Below are 16291 nucleotides of genomic sequence, written 5' to 3' on the forward strand. Positions count from 1 at the left end.
ATAAGGACTCTGCGAACTCGATTCGGATAGCGTTGATAAGTATTACGCCATCCCGGATTTCAATTCGCAGGAAGCAAAATTGAATGCGCAGGCATCAGAAACCGATACGTAGGCCAAGACGGAGGCTGCGCGGCTCGAGGGGATGGACCAGGCGCCCGTCGATGCCGCCGTTGCAGGTGCCGCCCAGGGTCTCGCTGCGCGTGCAGGCGCCACCCCAGTACTCGATGTCGTTGGCGTGGCGGTTGAACAGGTTGAGCACATCCACGCTGAACTGCACGCGCGCCGAGGCGCGGTAGGCGAGCTTGAGGTTGGCGGTCCAGAAGGGCATGGATTTGTGCTCGCCGGTTTCTTCCAGCGGGTAGGCGCCCAGGTAGCGCAGGCGCAGGCCGCCGTGCCAGGGGCCGCCGCGGTCCACCGCAACGCCGACCGAGGCGGTGACGGGGATCGCGTTGGGTACCCGGTCGCCGCCGGCCGTGGCGTCCTTGAAGCGGGCCTTCGACAGGGCCAGGTCGGCGTCGATGATGAGGCCGTCGGCCGGGGTGATGTAGTTGGCCCACTCCAGGCCGTGGCGGCGCGACGCACCCTTCGGCTCGGTGATGCCCTCGTCGCCGATGAAGACCAGTTCGGAGGCCAGGTCCATCTGCCACACCGACAGGCTGGTGTTCCAGCCTGGCAGTGGGGCGGCACGCAGGCCGACCTCCGAGCCCTTGGCCTTGACGATCAGCGGTACGCGGTCGATGGCGCTGCCGTCGGCTGGGTTGGTGCCGCTGGTGGCGCCGCGGGCGTCGTTGCTGTGGAAGCCGTGGCCCCAGTTGGCGTAGAACTCGGTGGCGCCGGCCAGGTTGAAGGGGCCGAAGACGAAGCCGAGCTTCGGGCTGGTCTGGCCGGCGCGGGCGTGGCCGCCGTTGTCCATGTTGTACTGGCCACCAAGGGGCGTGACGTCGGCGCGCAGCTCGTCACGGCGCAGCGCGGCGGTGCTGCGTAGCCAGCTCGTCCATTGGGTGCGGGCTTCGGCGAAGACGCCGACGCTGGTTTCGGTGATGCGGTCCTCGCGCACGGTGGCGGTGCGCTGGCGATCCACCGTGGAATACAGGCCGACCTTGCCGATGCGGTCCTGGCGCAGGCGGGCGCCGACCGCCAGTTCGGTGTCGCGCCAGGCTGGGCCGAGGAACCACGCGTGGCGGCCGTCGCCACCCCACACGATGCGGCGGTCGGCCTGTTCGTGCTGGTCGCCCTGCGGGCCGCTGATGTAGCCGGACGGGGCGGAGAACAGGTTGAGGCCGTAGTCGATCACGTAGGCGCTGGCCTTGCTGGCGGTGGCTTCGCCAAGGCGGCCCCATTCGGCCGACAGGCTGTGGCGGTGGGTGCGTCCGCCGTCGCGGGCCGAAAGGGCGCCGTAGCGGCCGATCTCGCCGCTGTCGATGGCCCGCTGCGGCACGTGTTCGGTGGCGGTCCACGTCGCCGAGTAGGCCATCGCGGTGATCGCGTAGCCGTGGGCGGCGCTGCCGTCCGACAGGCGCAGCACGGCGTTGCGGCGCACCAGGTTCTCGGGCTGCTCCCAGGGGCCGTCGTTGCCCATCAGTTCGACGGCGGCCAGCAGCTGGCGGCCATCGCCGCTGTCCGGCGCGCCGAGGGCCTGGCTACCGGCGGCGAGGATGCGCTGGTAGCCGTTCTGGCCGAGGCCAAGGTCCACGAAGTTGCCGTCCAGCTTGCGCCGGTAGTCGATGCGCGCCGAGCCGGTGGTGGCGAAATCACCATCCTCGGCCGCGTAGGGGCCCTTGCGGTAGGCGATGCCCTGGACCAGCTCGGGGATCAGGAAGTTGAGGTCCATGTAGCCCTGGCCGTGGGCGTGGCTGGCCATGTTGACCGGCATGCCGAGCAGGCTGGTGGCGAAGTCGCTGCCGTGGTCGAGGTTGAAGCCGCGCAGGAAGTACTGGTTGGCCTTGCCGTCGCCGGAGTGCTGGGTGACGATCATTCCGGGCACCGTCTCCAGCGCCTCGGCCGGGCGCAGCAGCGGGCGGTTGCGCAGCTGGGCGGCGGTCACCGTGCCTTCGGTGGCCGAGTCGGCGACGCCGATCAGGTCCTGTTTGGTGGTGCTGACCGTGACTTCCTGCAGCGTCGGAATGCCGGCGCCGTGGGCCGTGGTGCCAATGCTGGAGACGAGCAGGGCCAGCGCCCCCCGGGAGGGGCGAGCGAAAAGCTTCTTCATGGGATGTCCTTGAGGTGGCTAGGCGGGGGGCGGACGCCGGCGGAACAGCCGGCGCCAGCCGATCACACAGCCGCTGCCGGCCAGGCTGGCGCCGAGCAGGCAGAGCAGGGTGATCAGCCCCTCCCGCAGCCCGGGCAGGCTGGCGAGGGGCGGGAAGTCGAGGCGGTGCAGGGCGTTGAAGACCCAGCGGTGCCAGCGGTTGGCATCGTCGATGCGTTGCAGGATGCGGCCGGTGGCCGGGTCCAGATACCAGGTGGTGTCCTGGGCGTCGGCCAGGCGGATGCGCACTGCCGGCAGCACCGCGGGGCTGTTGCGGCCGTAGTGGTAGAGGTCCTCATGGTCGATCAGCTCGGCCTGGGCCACCGGCCGGTGCTCTATGGTTTCGACGGCGGCGGCGAGGGTGGGCAGGTCGATGGGGGCGGCGGCATGAGCCCGGTCGTCCAGCCGGCGGGGGCCAGCCGGGGTGCGTACTTCAAGGTAGTCCCGGCCGCCAAAGCGATACCACTCGGCTTCGCGGGCATCGGGCACCTGGGCCAGCTGGTGGCGCAGCAGGTTGATGTCGGCAGATGGGCGGAAGGGGCCGCCGGCCAGGTGCTGGGCGCTACCGGGCGGCGGGCTGCTCATCTCCAACAGGCCGAAGGGATGGTTGGACAGCCAGCCGGACAGCAGCCAGGTGATGGCGAAGCCGCCGACGGCCAGCCCGGCCAGATGGTGCCAGCGTTTCCAGCCGTGGTAGGGCGTGATCTGGCCGCGCGGGTAACGTCGTCGCACACGCACACGCTGGATGCCCAGCGCCAGGCCGGCGACGGCGGTCAGCAACGCGATGGGAGGCAGCCACAAAACCAGCATGTGCCAGGTGCCTAGGTCGTCGCCGCGCAGCGGGGTGAAGTAGATCCAGTGGGGTACGCTGCCCAGCCAGCCGAGCAGGCGCTCGCGACGGGTGGTGTCGGCCAGCACCTCGCCGCTCTTCGACGATACGTAGAGCACCGTGCCGGCCGCGTCGTCAGCCGCGATGCGGTACAGCGGGCGATGGGCGTTGTAGCTGGTGTAGACGCTCCACTGGTCGCGCTCGATGCGTTCCGGCTCCGCCAGCGCAACGCCGGGCAGAAAGCGACGGGCCGCCTCGCTGGCTATCTCCGCGGATACCGGGCCGACCCAGCGGCCGTCGTCGGCCCACACGCTGCAGGCCGGTTTGCCGCCACTGAAGTGGTAGACCGGATGCCCGGCGAGCATGGCCAGACGCGCGCCGCGCGGCGTGCCGGGGCATTGGGTAGCTGCCTCGGCGGGGCTGATCCGAACTGCCTCGCCGTGCAGCACTTCCAGATGCTGCACTCGCTCTTCCACCGTCAGGCGCGGAAAGGGTGAATACAGCATTACCAGGCCGGAGACGAACCAGCCCAGCACCAGCAGGCCGGCACTGATGCCGAGCCAGCGATGGAAAAGATGCAGGAGGCGGGAGAGGCGTGCGGACATCGTTGCGTGGTGTTTAGTCCGGCTCGCCGGCCTGGTGGAAGACGTGCTCGGCCACCGGCTCGCCACCGACCAGATGCTCGTCGACGATACGGTCCATCACCGCGTCGGTGACGCCGTAATACCAGGTGCCGTCCGGCTGCACGCACAGGATCGGGCCGCCCTTGCAGGCGGCGAAGCAGGCCGCGCGGGTGCGCTTGACGCGCAGTTCGCCACCATCCAGCCCGGCCGACTTGAACTTGGCGCCGAGGCTGTCGAACAGCGCCTGCGACTGGCCGTCGGCGGTGCAGCGCGGGCCGGTGCACACCAGCAGGTGGCGGCGGTAGCTACCGATCTTCGGCTTGATGGGCTCGCTCACGCCTCGGCCTCCTCGGCAGGGGCTGCGCTGTCGTCCTCGAAAGGCTCGGCCAGCAACTCGGCGATGTAGTCCTCGGGCAGGCGGTATTCCCGCGCCAGCTCGGCGGCGCTGCGGCCGCTGGCGTGGAGCGTGGCCAGCCAGCCGTCGAGGCCGGTGGACAGGGAGCGGCCGGCCTTCTCGCCGTCACGGGTGGTGCCGCTGTCCACGTCGTACTTGTTGGCGTAGCCCCGCGGCGTGACCATCAGGCCGTGCTTGACGAAAGTGTTGGAGTTGCCGATCAGCACGGTGGACAGCATGCCGATGTCGCAGTCGGTCATGTGCTCGAGGGTGGTGAATTCGATACGTTGCTTGGGGCGGTAGGCCGACTTGACGATGGCCACCGGCGTGTCCGGCCGGCGGTGGCGCAGGAACAGGCGGCGGGCTTCGACGATCTGGCGGGTGCGGCGTCCGCTCTTGGGATTGTAGAGCGCCACCACAAAGTCGGAGGCGGCCACCGCCTCCAGGCGGCGGGCGATGGTCGGCCACGGGGTCAGCAGGTCGGACAGGGAGATCGCGCAGAAGTCGTGGGTCAGCGGTGCGCCGACCAGTGCTGCGCAGGTGTTGATGGCAGATGCGCCGGGGATGATCTCGACCTCGATGTCCGAATCCGGCGTCCATCCGGCCTGGAACAGCACCTCGAAGGTCGGCCCGGCCATGCCGTACACGCCGGCGTCGCCGGACGAGATCAGCGCCACCTTCTTGCCCTGGCGGGCGCGGTCGAGGGATTCGATGGCCCGGTCGAGTTCCTCTGTCATCGACTTCTTGATGACTTCCTTGCCCTCCAGCAGCTCGGCCACCAGGCGGATGTAGGTCACGTAGCCGATCACCGTGTCGGCTTCGGCGATGGCGGCGCGGGCGCGGGCGGTGAGGTGCTCGTGGCTGCCCGGGCCGAGGCCGACCAGCATGATCTTGCCGCGCGGGGCGGCGGAGGCGATGTCGTTCATTGGGGAATCCTCGCGATGGAGACGGTGGCGTTACGGCCGTCGGGGCCGCGGTATTTGTGTTTTTCGACGAGCAGCTGGCTCATGTCGGTGCCGGCCGCCAGCAGCGCGGCGGCCTCCGAGACGGACGGCGTGCCGGTGTATTTGCGGACGGTTTCCGAGGGGTTGGGCACGTCCACTCCGGCCAGTGCGACGGCCGGGTAGAAGCGGATGTACCAGTCCTGCGCGTGGGCGAACTCCAGCAGGCCGGGCTCGTCGGCCTTCAGATCGATGCTGGCGACGGCGGCCACGTCATGCAACGTGGCGCCGCACAGGGCCAGCGCTTCGGTGACCACCGCGGCCACGCTGGCGGCTGGCGTGCCGCGGTCGCAGCCGATGCCGAGGGCTACGGGCTGGCGCCGATTCATCGGTCCACCGGCGGGCGGTAGATGACGCGCTTGCCGGCCAGGCGCGGGGCCAGTTCGGCCGGCTCGTCTCGGTGGCTGATCCACAGCACGGCGCCGAAGCGCTCCGGCTCCACGTCCTCCAGACGCGCGAAGGGCACCAAGTTGGCGGGCAGCGGACCGCTGCGGCCGTTGGCGTGGCGCAGCCACCAGTCGGAGCTGCCGGCTTCCTGCACGACCGCCACCGGTTCGTCGTTCACCACCGCGGCGCTGGCCCGCACGACCTCGTCGTGGCTGGCTTCGAAGGTCCAGCCGAGTTCGCGGCCGAGCAGATCGACGGCCAGGGTCTGGCGTGCGTCGGACGCCGTGGTGAGCACCGGCGTGGCGTCGAGGGCGCTGGCGATGGTGCCGGCCAGCGCGTTGGCGCCGCCCAGGTGGCCGGACAGCATCGGGATCACGAAGCGCCCGGCCTCGTCGATGACCACCACGCCGGGGTCGGATTCCTTTTTGACCAGGTAGGGCGCGACCAGTCGCACCATCGCTCCGAGGGACACGATGGCGACGATGCCGTCGAAATTGGAGAACAGGATGGGGATCTGCTCGCCGGTCTTGCCGGCGTAGCAGGCGGCGACGCCCGGTGCGGCGGCTTCGGCCTCGGCGGCGAACTTCTCCGGCGCGAACAGGCGCGCGCCGGGCAGTGCGGCAACCACGCGGCCGGCCAGCGCGATGCCGTGGCGGGTGATGGAGACGACCGCGATGCGGCTGGTGGAGAAGGGCAGGTGCTGGGACATGCTCGGGGTTCCGTTGGGGAGGCGTTCTTCTGGTTGATTTTTGTTGGCTATGCCGGCCGCTCAGGCGGGGGCGACGGCTGCGTGCTTGCGGCAGCCACGGCGCAGTTCGCCGCGGACCCGCTTGGGGTTCTGCACCAGCATCAGGGACAGGTAATTGACCTTCTGTCCGGCCAGGCTGGCCACGTCGCGGACGATGCGTTCTTCCGGTGAGCCGACCTTCTCGATGAAGCAGCTGGTGGCGAGCAGGCCGCGGCGGGTCAGCAGGTCCAGGATCTCGTCGAGTAGCGGTTTGACCTTCAGCAGCACCAGCGTGTCGAACTCGTCGAGCAGGCGCTCGACCACCGGCACGCCGTAGGCGGCGGGGATCACCGCGAAGGTTTCATCCTCCTCGGCGAGGGACAGGCCGGTGCCGGCTGCGGCGGCGGCGAAGGAGCTGACGCCGGGGATCGTTTCCACTTCGACGTCCGGCGCCAGCTCGCGCACTACGCGGGCCAGGTGGCCGAAGGTGGCGAAGGTGGAGGCGTCGCCTTCGACGAGGAACACCAGGTCGCGGCCTTCGCGCAGCAACTCGACGGTGCGGCTCGCCGCGCGGGACCAGGCCTTGGCGAGGGCGACCGGATCGCGGGTCATCGGAAAGACCAGCGCTTCGGCATCCTCGGGCACGGCCAGGCCGCCGCGTTCGACGATGCCGAGGGCGTAGGAGGATTCCTCGGCCTTCTTCACCGGGTACAGCCAGCGGGCGCCGGACTGCAGCGCGGCCCAAGCGCGGCGGGTGATGAGTTCGGGATCGCCGGGGCCGAGGGAGGCGCCGATCAGGCGCCCGAGGCGGGGAGCGGTCATTGCGGGTTTCCTTGCTGTTGGGGCGCGGCCGGGGTGGCCGAGACGATCCACACCGGGTTCTGCGCGGCGAGGCGGTGCATGTCGAGGATGGGCTGGCTGCGGGCGGCCTGCAGCTGGACCACATCCCACGTTGCACCGGCGGCGCTGAGCGCGGCGGTGGCGGTGGCCAGGTTCTCGAGCGTCACGAAGTTCATCACCAGGCGTCCGTGCGGGCGCAGGCGGGCAAGGACCAGGCGGATCAGCTCGGCCAGTTCGCCGCCGGAGCCGCCGATGAAGACGGCGTCGGGATCGGGCCATTGATCCAGCCCGGCCGGAGCCTTGCCTTCCACCAGCGTGTAGTTGCTGGCCTTCAGGCGGCGGGCGTTCTCACGGGCGTTGTCGGCGTCGCCGGGGTTCTTCTCGATGGCCCACACGTGGCCGTCGTAAGCCAGGCGGGCGGCTTCGAGGCCCACCGAGCCGGAGCCGGCGCCGATGTCCCACACCCGGCTTCCGGGGCGCAGGCCCAGCTTGGCGAGGGACAGGGCACGGGCTTCCTGCTTGGTGATGAGGCCTTTCTCGGGGGCGCGCTGCACGAAGTCGGCATCGTCGAAGCCGAAGGTGGCGCGGCTGTCGGGCGGCGTGATGCGCTCCAGCACGACGATGTTCGGATCGGGGAAGTCCATGCCGGCGGCGTCGCCCAGCGGCAGGTCGGCAAACAGGGTTTCGTCCGGCAGGCACAGGCGGGCAGCGACCGACAGGCGGAAGTCGTCCTTGTGGCCGGCGGCGATCAGCGCCCGGGCAATGCGCGCCGGGTTGTTGTCAGGGCCGGTAAAGGCGCCGATCAGCGTATGCCGGGAGGCGGCGCGGACGAGCGGGTAGAGGCCGTGCTCGGGCGTTGCGCCGACCTGCCATTCGCCAGCGTCGCGGCTGTGCACCGAGGCGATGGCGGCGGCCTGCCAGCATTTCCTGAAGCGGGCGAAGGCCAGTTGCAGCGTGGACACGGCGGGGCGCACGGTAATGGCATCTGCTCCGAGCTTGCCGGCCAGGAAGCTGGCGATGCCATGGCACAGGGGGTCGCCGGTGGCCAGCACGGCGCTGGTGTGGCCGGCGCCGCGCGCCGCACGGACCCATTCCGGGACACGGCCGAGCTGGCCGTCCATATCTCGCAGTTCCACCCTGGGAGGGAGGTAGGGGGCCACGAGATCCAGCGTGCGGCGGGCGCCGATGAGGAGATCGGATTCGATGAGGACGGTGCGGGCCGGGTCGCCCAGGCCGAACCAGCCGTCATCGAGGATGCCGACGATGCGGCACTGCTCAGGCGAGTTCATGTTCTTCGACGGTGACGATGGGCACGCCTTCGAAATTGCAGGCGAGCACGGTGAGACGGTGGGGGCCGGGGTAGCGCTCGCGCAGGCTGCGGATGGCGCGCTCGGCGAGGGCCCGGTGGAAGGCGACGGTGAGGTTCAGCTCGGCCAGTCGTTCGGCGGCGAAGCGGGCCGTTTCGGCGGCGCGGATCTCCTCCACCAGGTCGGGCGGGGCGCCGACTTCGGCGGCGGCGCCGGCGATCAGCTCCCGGTCGACCTCTTCGCGCCAGGCGTGGGTGACCGACAGGCCCTGGGCGATTTTGGTGAGCTTGCCGACCATCGCGCCGACGATGATGTGCTGCATGCCTTGTTTGACGGCGGTCTGGAAGGCCGCTTTGACGAAGTCGCCCATCTGCACGAAGCAGGCTTCGTCCAGCTCCGGGAAGCTGCGCATCGCGCATTTCTCGGTGCGACCCCCGGTGGTGAACACCACGCTGGTCTGCCCCTGGTTGGCGGCCACGTCCACCGCCTGCACCACGCTGGCCCGGAACGCTGCAGTTGAGTAGGGACGCACGATGCCGGTGGTGCCGAGGATGGAGATGCCGCCGAGGATGCCGAGGCGGGCGTTGAGGGTCTTCTTGGCCATCTCCTCGCCGCCGGGCACCGAGATGGTCACTGCGATGCCGTCGCCGGCTTCCAGGATGGGAGCGCCGGCGGCACGCACGTTGTCGGTGATGTTGCGGCGCGGCACCGGGTTGATGGCCGGGCCGCCCACGTCGAGGCCGAGGCCGGGCTTGGTGACGGTGCCGACGCCTGGCCCACCGCGCAGCACGATCTGGCCGGCGGCGCCGGGCAGGAGCTCGACTTCGGCGGTGAGGTGGGCGCCGTTGGTGGCGTCCGGGTCGTCGCCGGCGTCCTTGATGCTGACCGCGCGGGCGTGCAGGCCGTCGGTCCACCCTTCCGTGATGGAAAAGCGCACCCGCTGGGTGTTGGGCAGCACGCATTCGATCGCCTCCGGCACCCGGCCCTGGACCAGCCCGAGGGTCGCAGCGGCGGCGGCGGCGGCGGAGTTGGCGCCGGTTGAGAAGCCCGTGCGGTTGCCGCGATCCCGCTTCGGATCGCCCTTGCGGACCTTCTCGGGGAGGGTGTGACCTGCAGCCATCGGTGGCCTCAGGCGGCCTGGCGCTGGCGCTCTTCGGCCAGGCCCAGGATGGCGTGGATGGCCGCGACGACCAGCGTAGAGCCGCCCTTGCGACCGCGGATGGCGACCCACGGCACGTCGCCGGGCTCCATCAGCAGGTCCTTGGATTCGGCCGCCGACACGAAGCCGACCGGCATGCCGACGACCAGGGCCGGGCGGACGCCTTCCTCGCGGATCAGCCGGACGACCTCGATCAGTGCCGTGGGCGCATTGCCGATGCCGACGATGGCGCCGTCGAGGAGGCCATGCCGGTGGGCCTTGCGCATGGCCTGCACGGCGCGCGTGGTGTCCTCGGCCTGGGCGGCGGCGATCACGTCCGGGTCGGAGATGAACTGGTGGGTCGTCATGCCGAAGTGGGCTAGGCGCGGCTTCGACAGGCCGACGCAGATCATCTCCACGTCGGCGACGACTGGCGTGTTGCCGGCCAGGATGCGCTCCAGCCCGGCCTGCATGGCCTGAGGGTGGAAGGCGGTGAGGCCATTGAACTCGAAGTCGGCGTTGGCGTGGATCATCCGCCGCACCAGCGGCCATTGCTCAGTGCTGTAGGCGTGGGGGCCGGCTTCCCGGTCGATGATCGCGAAGGAGTCGTGCTCGATGGCGCGGCCGGCGGCGGTGAGCTGTTCGGTGACGGTGTTGGCGCTCATGGCGGGCTCAGGCGTGGGCGTGTTCATGGGGGTGGTCGTGGCCATGCTCGTGGTCATGGTTGTGGCCGCAGCCGGCATGGCCGGTGTGGGTGTGGCTGTGGTCGTGGAGGTGCTCGGCTTCGGCCGCCTGGCGGTACTTGCAGCCGTCGCATTCGAGCAGGCCGCCCTCCGGCAATTCGGCGCCGGCCACGCGGGCGTCGAGCAGGTCGAAGATGCCCTTGTCGAAACCGAAGTGGGTGCCCAGCGCAAAGGCGACCTGCGGGTACTGCTGGCGCAGGCGCTCCAGTTGGGCCTGGATGCGCTCGATCAGCACGCCGGTGAACAGGTACACCGGCACCACGCAGATCTGCGTCATGCCCAGGCGCACCTGGCGCTGGACGATGGTTTCGAGGCGCGGCCAGGTGACGCCGGTGAAGGCCAGGTCCACCAGCTCGTGATCGTTGTCCTCGAAGAGCCAGCGTGCCATGCGGGCCAGTTCGCCGTTGGCGCCGGCGTCCGACGAGCCGCGGCCGAGGAGGACCACGCCGGTGGTCTGGGGGTCGGGCATCGCCAGGGATTTCATCAGGCGGTCGAGCTGGCCCTGCAGCACGGCGAGGATCTCGCGGCCCATGCCCAGGTGGCGGGTGCAGCCGAAGTCCACGCCGGGGTGGCGGGCGCGGGCATCCTCGATGGCGGCCGGCAGCTCCATCTTCACGTGGCCGGCGGCGTTGAGGATGAAGGGCAGCACGACGACGCGGCGGCTGTCGCGGGCGGCGCGGTCGAGGCCTTCGGCGAGCAGCACGTCGGCGTGCTCGATGAAGCACACCTCGATGCGCCAGGCCGGGTGACGTTCGCGCCACTGGGCGGCGAAGTGCAGGATTTCCTTGTTGCCGTCCCGGTTGCGGGAGCCGTGGCCGACGAGGAGCAGGGTGGTGTCGTTCATGCGGAAGTCTCTTCAGAGGCGGCCGAAGCCTTGCGGAAGCGGTGGCCGAAGGCCGGGTCGTAGAGCTTGGAGCGGGCCAGGGTCGGCCAGTCGGCGGCGCCCAGCGTGGGGCTGGCGATGATCATTGCCTGGCTGGCGATCTTCTCGGCCTGGCAGCGCTTCTTGATGTCGGCGAGGGTGCCGCGGACGATCTTCTCCTCGCCCGGCCAGCTGGCCTTCTGCACCACCACGATCGGCGCGTCCTCGGCCCAGCCGGCGGCGCGCAGCGCGCGCTGCACCGCGTGCAGCAGGGTGATGGACAGGAAGATGCACAGGGTCGTCCGGTGGGCGGCCAGTGCTTCCAGTTCTTCGCCCGCCGGCATCGGCGTGCGCCCGGCGACGCGGGTCAGGATCACTGTCTGCGTGACTTCCGGCAGCGTCAGGGTCTCGCCGGCCGCCGCCGCCGAGGCGAAGGCCGACGAGACGCCCGGCACCACCGCCCATTCGATGCCGGCGGCGGTGAGCGGGCGGGTCATCTCTACCAGCGCGCCGTACAGGCCGGGGTCGCCGGTCTGCAGGCGCACCACGGTGGCGTGGCGGGCGGTCTGGTCGAGGAGCCAGGCGCTCATCTCTTCCAGCGTCATGTCCTTGGAGTCGCGGATCTCGCAGCCGGGCGGCGCGAACAGCGTCGCCGCCTGATCCACCAGCGAGCCGGCGAAGAGGATCGCGCCGGCTTCTTCGAGCAGGCGGCGGCCCTTCACGGTGAGCAGCTCCGGGTCGCCCGGACCGGCGCCCACGAACCAGACCTTGCCAGCCATCAGGCAGCCTTCGCGGCGAAGCAGAAGCGCACCACCGGGTTGTCCTGGCGGCGGCCGATGGCCTGCAGGGCCAGCAGCGTGAAGATCGGTTCGACCATCACGATGGCGGCGTAGGACGAGGCGAAGGCCAGCCAGGCGGAGAAGGGCGTGGCGACCTCACCGATGGCAAGCCAGAAGCCGACCATCAGGGTCACGCCGCTGTAGTAGGCGGCATCGAGCTTGAGGATGCTGCGCACATCAAGCCGGGCGAGGCGCTGGCCGAAGGTGGCATGCACCAGCATCAGCGGCACGGCGAGGGACAGGGTGTTGACGCCCAGATGCACCAGGTCGGTCGGCTCGAACAGCAGGCCCTGGGCCAGCAGGCCGATGGCGAAGCCGAACAGGGCCGGCACGAAGCCGAGGGACAGGTAGATCGGCATGGCGCCGAGGAAGTGCAGTTCGGACGGGCCGACCTTGAGGTGGAAGGCCTGCATGAACAGCGTGAAGAAGACGCCGGCGATGAGCGTGCGGGCGATCAGCTGCGGCTGCTTGAGGAGGTGGATGGACTGGCTGCCGAGCAGCGCCACGGCGGCGGCGTTGGCGGCGACGATCTTGGCACTGGCGACGTACCCCGGTTCGATGTGCATGCTTGCTTTCCTTCGTGTCGATTGAACGAAGTGCGGCAGGGCAACGGGGATGTGCAGAACAAACGCATACTGACCAGGCGGGTGCGGACCTGTGGCGGCGACGGTTCCGGAAGACGGCGGAGGGAACGGGACGGCAACGGGTCTGGGCAAGCCCATCGGTCGGATCTGCCCACACCCCGGGGCCGGTACCACACCAAATCGTCACAGGCCGGTCTTCTGGCTCGCCTTCACTCTCTTCTGCCGGCCTTCCCGGGAAAAACCCAGTGGCGTGGAGCAGATTCGTCAGGCTTACAGCAGCGGGGGCTGCGCCGGAATGGTCGGGGAGAGCATGCTCACCGACGTCACCGGACTTCCCGTTTCACCTTCCCTGCAGACGCAGGGTCGGCACCCGTAACGGCGCGGAGTCTAACCGCATGTCCTTTACGCGTGCAAGCTGCCCTAGCGGAAGGCAGCGAACGATGCTGGATTTTGCCCGTTTCGGGGACAGAGTTTCCGGGACTGGGAATTTTTCACAGGGATTGGAGGGTAATCCCGCACCATTCCGGGATTGACCGGGCCCGCAGGCAGCGGAATACTTGCATCTGTAATAACCCCGGTCCCTTCCAGCGGATCAATTTCCAGTGGTGTCCTGACTTCCGTGCAACCCGATTCCTTTTTCCCTCCCGGCCGCGGCATGGCCTCGCCCTCCCTTCCGGATTCCTGTCCGGACAAGGAGCGGAGCCGACGCGAGGATACGAAGGCCGACACCCTGGATGCGGAGGCAGAGGCCCTGCTCGCCGACATCAACTCCTTCGATCTGGAGGCGGCGCGAAAACGCGTGCAGGAGATCGACTCCCGCTACAGCGGCCTGCCCCGTTCGAAGGAGACCTATCACGAGGTCCCGGGCAACGACTTCCCGCCGGTGCGCCTCGCTGGCCAGGCGGCCGCCGCGCAAAAGGACGAGGAGCCGCTGCCGACCGTACGGAGTGGCGGCTTGCTGGACCAGCTGCGCGGCGAGGTGGAGACCCGCCAGCGGGCTGCCGAAGACGCCTTCGAACGGGTCGATGCAGCCAGGACCAGCCTCGACCGGCGTCTGCGTGCGGCCTTCGAGTATTTCCACGACCTGAGCACCCAACTCAACTATCTCAAGCCCAAGGTGGCGCGCAACTATATCTTTCTGGATGCCGGCGACGCGTTCCGCAACCTGGCCTGGCTGGAAGGCTTTGCCGACTTCCGCACCCAGGCCGAGAGCGATGGTGGCCGCATCGAGCGGGTGACCTTCGGCTACACGCTGAAGGGCGGCGGTGTGCGAATCATCGAGCGCGCCGGCCATGCGGTCGAGCGCCTGCGCCAGATGCTGTTCGACCTCGGGCTGCGCTTCGAATGCGTGGAGCGGCGCAACCGCCAGCGCGAGCTGGAACTCGGCACCTTCACGGTGAACGACGAGATCAGCGTGCTGGTGGTGTGGCGGGCCGACTTCGAGACGCGCCAGGTGGTCATCGAGTCGCGCAACCTGGAGCGCTTCGGTTTCACGTCCTGTCGCGTGCCGGCGGACGCCATCGGCCCCGAGCTGCTGGACGAGTTTGGCCGGCTTGTCCTCGGCAAGGAAAACAACTTCCGTTCATTCCTCGTGCGCTGAGTCCGCCGCGTCGGCGGCGGCGAGCGGCAGGCGCACGGTAACGGCCAGCCCCGGCCGTTCGGCGGCGCCCGGCCGGGCGTCGTCCAGCTCGATCTCGCCGTGGTGGCCGAGCACGATCTCCTTCACGATCGACAGCCCCAGTCCGCTGCCCGTGTGGTCGCTGCCGGGCAGGCGGTAGAAGCGCAGGAACACCGCGTTGCGGCTGTCGGGCGGAACGCCCGGACCGTCGTCCACCACCCGCAGGCGGGCCATCGGCGGTGCGTCGGCGCCACCCGCTCGCACATCCACCTGCACCGTCACGACACCGCCGGCCGGCGTGTAGCGCAGCGCGTTGTCCACCAGGTTGGAGATCATCTCGCGCAGCAGCAGTGGCTGGCCGCGGACGATCACCGGGGCGTCGCCGCCTTCGATGCCCAGGTCGATGTCGTGCCGCGCGGCGAGCACCAGCAGGTCGATGACCACGTCCCGCGCCACCGCGGCGAGATCCACGTCCTCTTGCTTCAGCATCAAGCCGTTGATCGGCTCCGCGCGGGACAGGGACAGCAGCTGGTTGGCCAGCCGGGTAGCCTGGCCCAGGCTGCGGTGCAGGGCTTCCACCGCGTGGCGCATCTCGCCGGCGTCGTCCTGGCGCAGGGCGTATTCGGCCTGGGTGTTGAGCACCGCCAGCGGCGTGCGCAGCTGGTGAGCGGCATCGGTGATGAAGCGGCGGCGGGCTTCCAGCATCCGCCCGATGTGGTCGAGGTGGTGGTTGATGGCGCCGACCAGTGGCAGAACCTCCGCCGGCACGTCGCGGCCGTCGAGGGGCGTCAGGTCGTCCTCGTGGCGGGCGCGGATGGTCTGGCCGAGGCGGTCGATGGGCTTCACCGCGAAGATCGTGGCAAGCAGCACGACGGCCAGCGCGACCGCGATGACCAGCGCCTTGCGCGCGAATTCCCGGAAGAATAGGTGGGCCACCACCTCCTGGCGGGCGTTGGTGGTTTCCGCGACGACGATCATCACCGGCTTGGGGAACTCGGGCCGGTACAGGGGCTTGACGAGAGTCCCGATGCGCACCGATTCGCCCCGGTAGCTGCCGTCGTAGAAGATCGCCTTGTTGTGGTCGCCAGTGGGCGGCGGCGGCAGGCCTTCGTAGCCGGTGATGATGTCGCCGCCGAGGATCTGCACGCTGTAGTAGATGCGGTCGGCGCTGCCCGACTCGAAGAGTTCCAGCGCCGAGTAGGGCACGTCCACCACCACCTCGCTCTCGGTGGCATAGACGCGCTCGGCGATGCCGCGCACGGAGGCCGATAGGGAGCGGTCGTAGGCCTGGTTGGCAGCCTGCTGGGCGTCGCCATAGCTGAACCAGGCGTCCACGACCAGCAGCAGGGACAGCACGCCGACCAGCCAGAAGGTCTGGCGGCGCTTGAGGCTGAGCGTCCTCATGGTGCGTCGGTCTTTTCCGGGCCGAGCATGTAGCCCAGCCCGCGTACGGTGGTGACGCATGCGCCGGAGCCGTCGAGCTTCTTGCGCAGGCGGTGGACGTAGATCTCGATGGCTTCGGCGCGGGCCTCCTGGTCGAGGCTGAAGACCTTTTCGAACAGCGCCTCCCGCGCCAGCGGACGACCGGCACGCAGCAGCAGGGCTTCGAGCACCGCCAGCTCGCGCGGGGTCAGGGCCAGAGGGCGGCCCTCGACGCTGGCCAGGCGGCTGACCGTGTCGAAATCGAGCCGGCCGATGCGCACCACCGGGTTGAAACCGGCCGAGCGGCGCAGCAAGGCTTTCAGGCGGGCTTCCAGTTCGTTCAGTTCGAAGGGCTTGGCCATGTAGTCGTCGGCGCCAAGGTTGAGGCCCTTGACCTTGTCGTCCACCGCGCCGCGGGCGGTCAGGATCAGCACCGGCATGCGCGAGCCGCGGGCGCGCAGCCCGCGCAGTACGTCGAGTCCGTCCTTGCCGGGTAGGGTCAGGTCGAGGATCACGCCGTCGTACTCCTGGGACAGCAGGAAGTGCTCGGCATGGTCGCCCCGGTCGGCCACGTCGACCGCGTAACCGGCCTGGCGCAGGGATTTCGCCAGCCACTCGCCGAGTTCCGGGTGGTCTTCCACGAGGAGGATGCGCATGGGGGCGACTTTCTTGTAAAAAGGGGAGATGGGCGAAGGTTAGCGCCGGAAAAGACTGAAAGCGAATCGAAAG

The 16291-nt window shown here is 69.6% G+C and carries 16 protein-coding genes and 1 riboswitch; of the genes, 1 reads left to right on the forward strand and 15 read right to left on the reverse strand.

Annotated elements, in window-relative coordinates:
- Nucleotides 1-94: 94 nt before the first annotated feature.
- Genes AC3QL2_RS18025 through AC3QL2_RS18085 form a run of 13 tightly spaced genes read right to left on the reverse strand, consistent with a single transcriptional unit; the run spans nt 95 to nt 12504 of the window.
- A complete protein-coding gene (locus AC3QL2_RS18025; RefSeq protein WP_493235523.1) occupies nt 95-2209 on the reverse strand; it encodes a TonB-dependent receptor in 2115 nt (704 codons plus the stop codon).
- Between the two features lie 18 nt (nt 2210-2227).
- Nucleotides 2228-3682: a hypothetical protein gene (locus AC3QL2_RS18030; protein WP_493235524.1), complete on the reverse strand. Its 1455-nt coding sequence runs from the start codon at nt 3680-3682 to the stop codon at nt 2228-2230.
- Between the two features lie 13 nt (nt 3683-3695).
- Nucleotides 3696-4037 (reverse strand): (2Fe-2S) ferredoxin domain-containing protein, encoded by a 342-nt coding sequence (locus tag AC3QL2_RS18035; protein WP_493235525.1) that lies wholly within the window; start codon nt 4035-4037, stop codon nt 3696-3698.
- Complete coding sequence (gene cobJ, locus AC3QL2_RS18040) at nt 4034-5020, reverse strand: precorrin-3B C(17)-methyltransferase (protein ID WP_493235526.1); 987 nt, start codon at nt 5018-5020, stop codon at nt 4034-4036. The genes AC3QL2_RS18035 and cobJ overlap by 4 nt, the downstream gene beginning before the upstream one ends.
- Nucleotides 5017-5424, reverse strand: a complete 408-nt coding sequence (locus tag AC3QL2_RS18045; RefSeq protein ID WP_493235527.1) for a cobalamin biosynthesis protein — start codon at nt 5422-5424, stop codon at nt 5017-5019. Before AC3QL2_RS18045 ends, cobJ begins: the two co-directional genes overlap by 4 nt.
- A complete protein-coding gene (locus tag AC3QL2_RS18050) occupies nt 5421-6191 on the reverse strand; it encodes a cobalamin biosynthesis central domain-containing protein (RefSeq protein ID WP_493235528.1) in 771 nt (256 codons plus the stop codon). The genes AC3QL2_RS18045 and AC3QL2_RS18050 overlap by 4 nt, the downstream gene beginning before the upstream one ends.
- A gap of 60 nt (nt 6192-6251) precedes the next feature.
- On the reverse strand, nt 6252-7031 hold the full coding sequence (gene cobI / locus AC3QL2_RS18055) for a precorrin-2 C(20)-methyltransferase (RefSeq protein WP_493235529.1): 780 nt from the start codon (nt 7029-7031) through the stop codon (nt 6252-6254).
- Nucleotides 7028-8338, reverse strand: coding sequence for a precorrin-6y C5,15-methyltransferase (decarboxylating) subunit CbiE (cbiE, locus tag AC3QL2_RS18060; protein WP_493235530.1), 1311 nt, complete (start codon nt 8336-8338; stop codon nt 7028-7030). The genes cobI and cbiE overlap by 4 nt, the downstream gene beginning before the upstream one ends.
- Nucleotides 8325-9476 (reverse strand): cobalt-precorrin-5B (C(1))-methyltransferase, encoded by a 1152-nt coding sequence (locus tag AC3QL2_RS18065; protein WP_493235532.1) that lies wholly within the window; start codon nt 9474-9476, stop codon nt 8325-8327. The genes cbiE and AC3QL2_RS18065 overlap by 14 nt, the downstream gene beginning before the upstream one ends.
- Before the next feature lie 8 nt (nt 9477-9484).
- Nucleotides 9485-10159, reverse strand: coding sequence for a precorrin-8X methylmutase (locus AC3QL2_RS18070; RefSeq protein WP_493235533.1), 675 nt, complete (start codon nt 10157-10159; stop codon nt 9485-9487).
- Between the two features lie 7 nt (nt 10160-10166).
- On the reverse strand, nt 10167-11081 hold the full coding sequence (locus AC3QL2_RS18075; RefSeq protein WP_493235535.1) for a sirohydrochlorin chelatase: 915 nt from the start codon (nt 11079-11081) through the stop codon (nt 10167-10169).
- Entirely contained in the window at nt 11078-11878 is an 801-nt protein-coding gene (cobM, locus tag AC3QL2_RS18080; protein ID WP_493235537.1) for a precorrin-4 C(11)-methyltransferase, read from the reverse strand. The genes AC3QL2_RS18075 and cobM overlap by 4 nt, the downstream gene beginning before the upstream one ends.
- Entirely contained in the window at nt 11878-12504 is a 627-nt protein-coding gene (locus AC3QL2_RS18085) for an energy-coupling factor ABC transporter permease (protein ID WP_493235538.1), read from the reverse strand. The genes cobM and AC3QL2_RS18085 overlap by 1 nt, the downstream gene beginning before the upstream one ends.
- 189 nt (nt 12505-12693) lie before the next feature.
- Nucleotides 12694-12911: riboswitch (cobalamin riboswitch) on the reverse strand.
- A gap of 266 nt (nt 12912-13177) precedes the next feature.
- Between AC3QL2_RS18085 and AC3QL2_RS18090 the strand changes: the two genes are divergently transcribed.
- Nucleotides 13178-14122 carry a hypothetical protein gene (locus AC3QL2_RS18090; protein WP_493235540.1) on the forward strand — a complete coding sequence of 315 codons (945 nt, stop codon included), beginning with the start codon at nt 13178-13180 and terminating at the stop codon, nt 14120-14122.
- Here AC3QL2_RS18090 and AC3QL2_RS18095 read toward each other — a convergent pair.
- A complete protein-coding gene (locus tag AC3QL2_RS18095) occupies nt 14105-15544 on the reverse strand; it encodes a sensor histidine kinase (RefSeq protein WP_493235542.1) in 1440 nt (479 codons plus the stop codon). The genes AC3QL2_RS18090 and AC3QL2_RS18095 overlap by 18 nt on opposite strands.
- Nucleotides 15541-16218, reverse strand: coding sequence for a response regulator (locus AC3QL2_RS18100; protein ID WP_493235544.1), 678 nt, complete (start codon nt 16216-16218; stop codon nt 15541-15543). The genes AC3QL2_RS18095 and AC3QL2_RS18100 overlap by 4 nt, the downstream gene beginning before the upstream one ends.
- Between the last annotated feature and the right edge of the window lie 73 nt (nt 16219-16291).

This window comes from Zoogloea sp. GW822-FHT05C07 (genome assembly GCF_058800215.1).

What these genes read in the sequence shown, in the direction of transcription:
- AC3QL2_RS18025 (WP_493235523.1), bottom strand. Translation starts at nt 2,209, where the DNA reads ATGAAGAAGCTTTTCGCTCGCCCCTCCCGGGGGGCGCTGGCCCTGCTC.
- AC3QL2_RS18030 (WP_493235524.1), bottom strand. Translation starts at nt 3,682, where the DNA reads ATGTCCGCACGCCTCTCCCGCCTCCTGCATCTTTTCCATCGCTGGCTC.
- cobJ (WP_493235526.1), bottom strand. Translation starts at nt 5,020, where the DNA reads ATGAACGACATCGCCTCCGCCGCCCCGCGCGGCAAGATCATGCTGGTC.
- AC3QL2_RS18045 (WP_493235527.1), bottom strand. Translation starts at nt 5,424, where the DNA reads ATGAATCGGCGCCAGCCCGTAGCCCTCGGCATCGGCTGCGACCGCGGC.
- AC3QL2_RS18050 (WP_493235528.1), bottom strand. Translation starts at nt 6,191, where the DNA reads ATGTCCCAGCACCTGCCCTTCTCCACCAGCCGCATCGCGGTCGTCTCC.
- cobI (WP_493235529.1), bottom strand. Translation starts at nt 7,031, where the DNA reads ATGACCGCTCCCCGCCTCGGGCGCCTGATCGGCGCCTCCCTCGGCCCC.
- cbiE (WP_493235530.1), bottom strand. Translation starts at nt 8,338, where the DNA reads ATGAACTCGCCTGAGCAGTGCCGCATCGTCGGCATCCTCGATGACGGC.
- AC3QL2_RS18065 (WP_493235532.1), bottom strand. Translation starts at nt 9,476, where the DNA reads ATGGCTGCAGGTCACACCCTCCCCGAGAAGGTCCGCAAGGGCGATCCG.
- AC3QL2_RS18070 (WP_493235533.1), bottom strand. Translation starts at nt 10,159, where the DNA reads ATGAGCGCCAACACCGTCACCGAACAGCTCACCGCCGCCGGCCGCGCC.
- AC3QL2_RS18075 (WP_493235535.1), bottom strand. Translation starts at nt 11,081, where the DNA reads ATGAACGACACCACCCTGCTCCTCGTCGGCCACGGCTCCCGCAACCGG.
- cobM (WP_493235537.1), bottom strand. Translation starts at nt 11,878, where the DNA reads ATGGCTGGCAAGGTCTGGTTCGTGGGCGCCGGTCCGGGCGACCCGGAG.
- AC3QL2_RS18085 (WP_493235538.1), bottom strand. Translation starts at nt 12,504, where the DNA reads ATGCACATCGAACCGGGGTACGTCGCCAGTGCCAAGATCGTCGCCGCC.
- AC3QL2_RS18090 (WP_493235540.1), top strand. Translation starts at nt 13,178, where the DNA reads ATGGCCTCGCCCTCCCTTCCGGATTCCTGTCCGGACAAGGAGCGGAGC.
- AC3QL2_RS18095 (WP_493235542.1), bottom strand. Translation starts at nt 15,544, where the DNA reads ATGAGGACGCTCAGCCTCAAGCGCCGCCAGACCTTCTGGCTGGTCGGC.
- AC3QL2_RS18100 (WP_493235544.1), bottom strand. Translation starts at nt 16,218, where the DNA reads ATGCGCATCCTCCTCGTGGAAGACCACCCGGAACTCGGCGAGTGGCTG.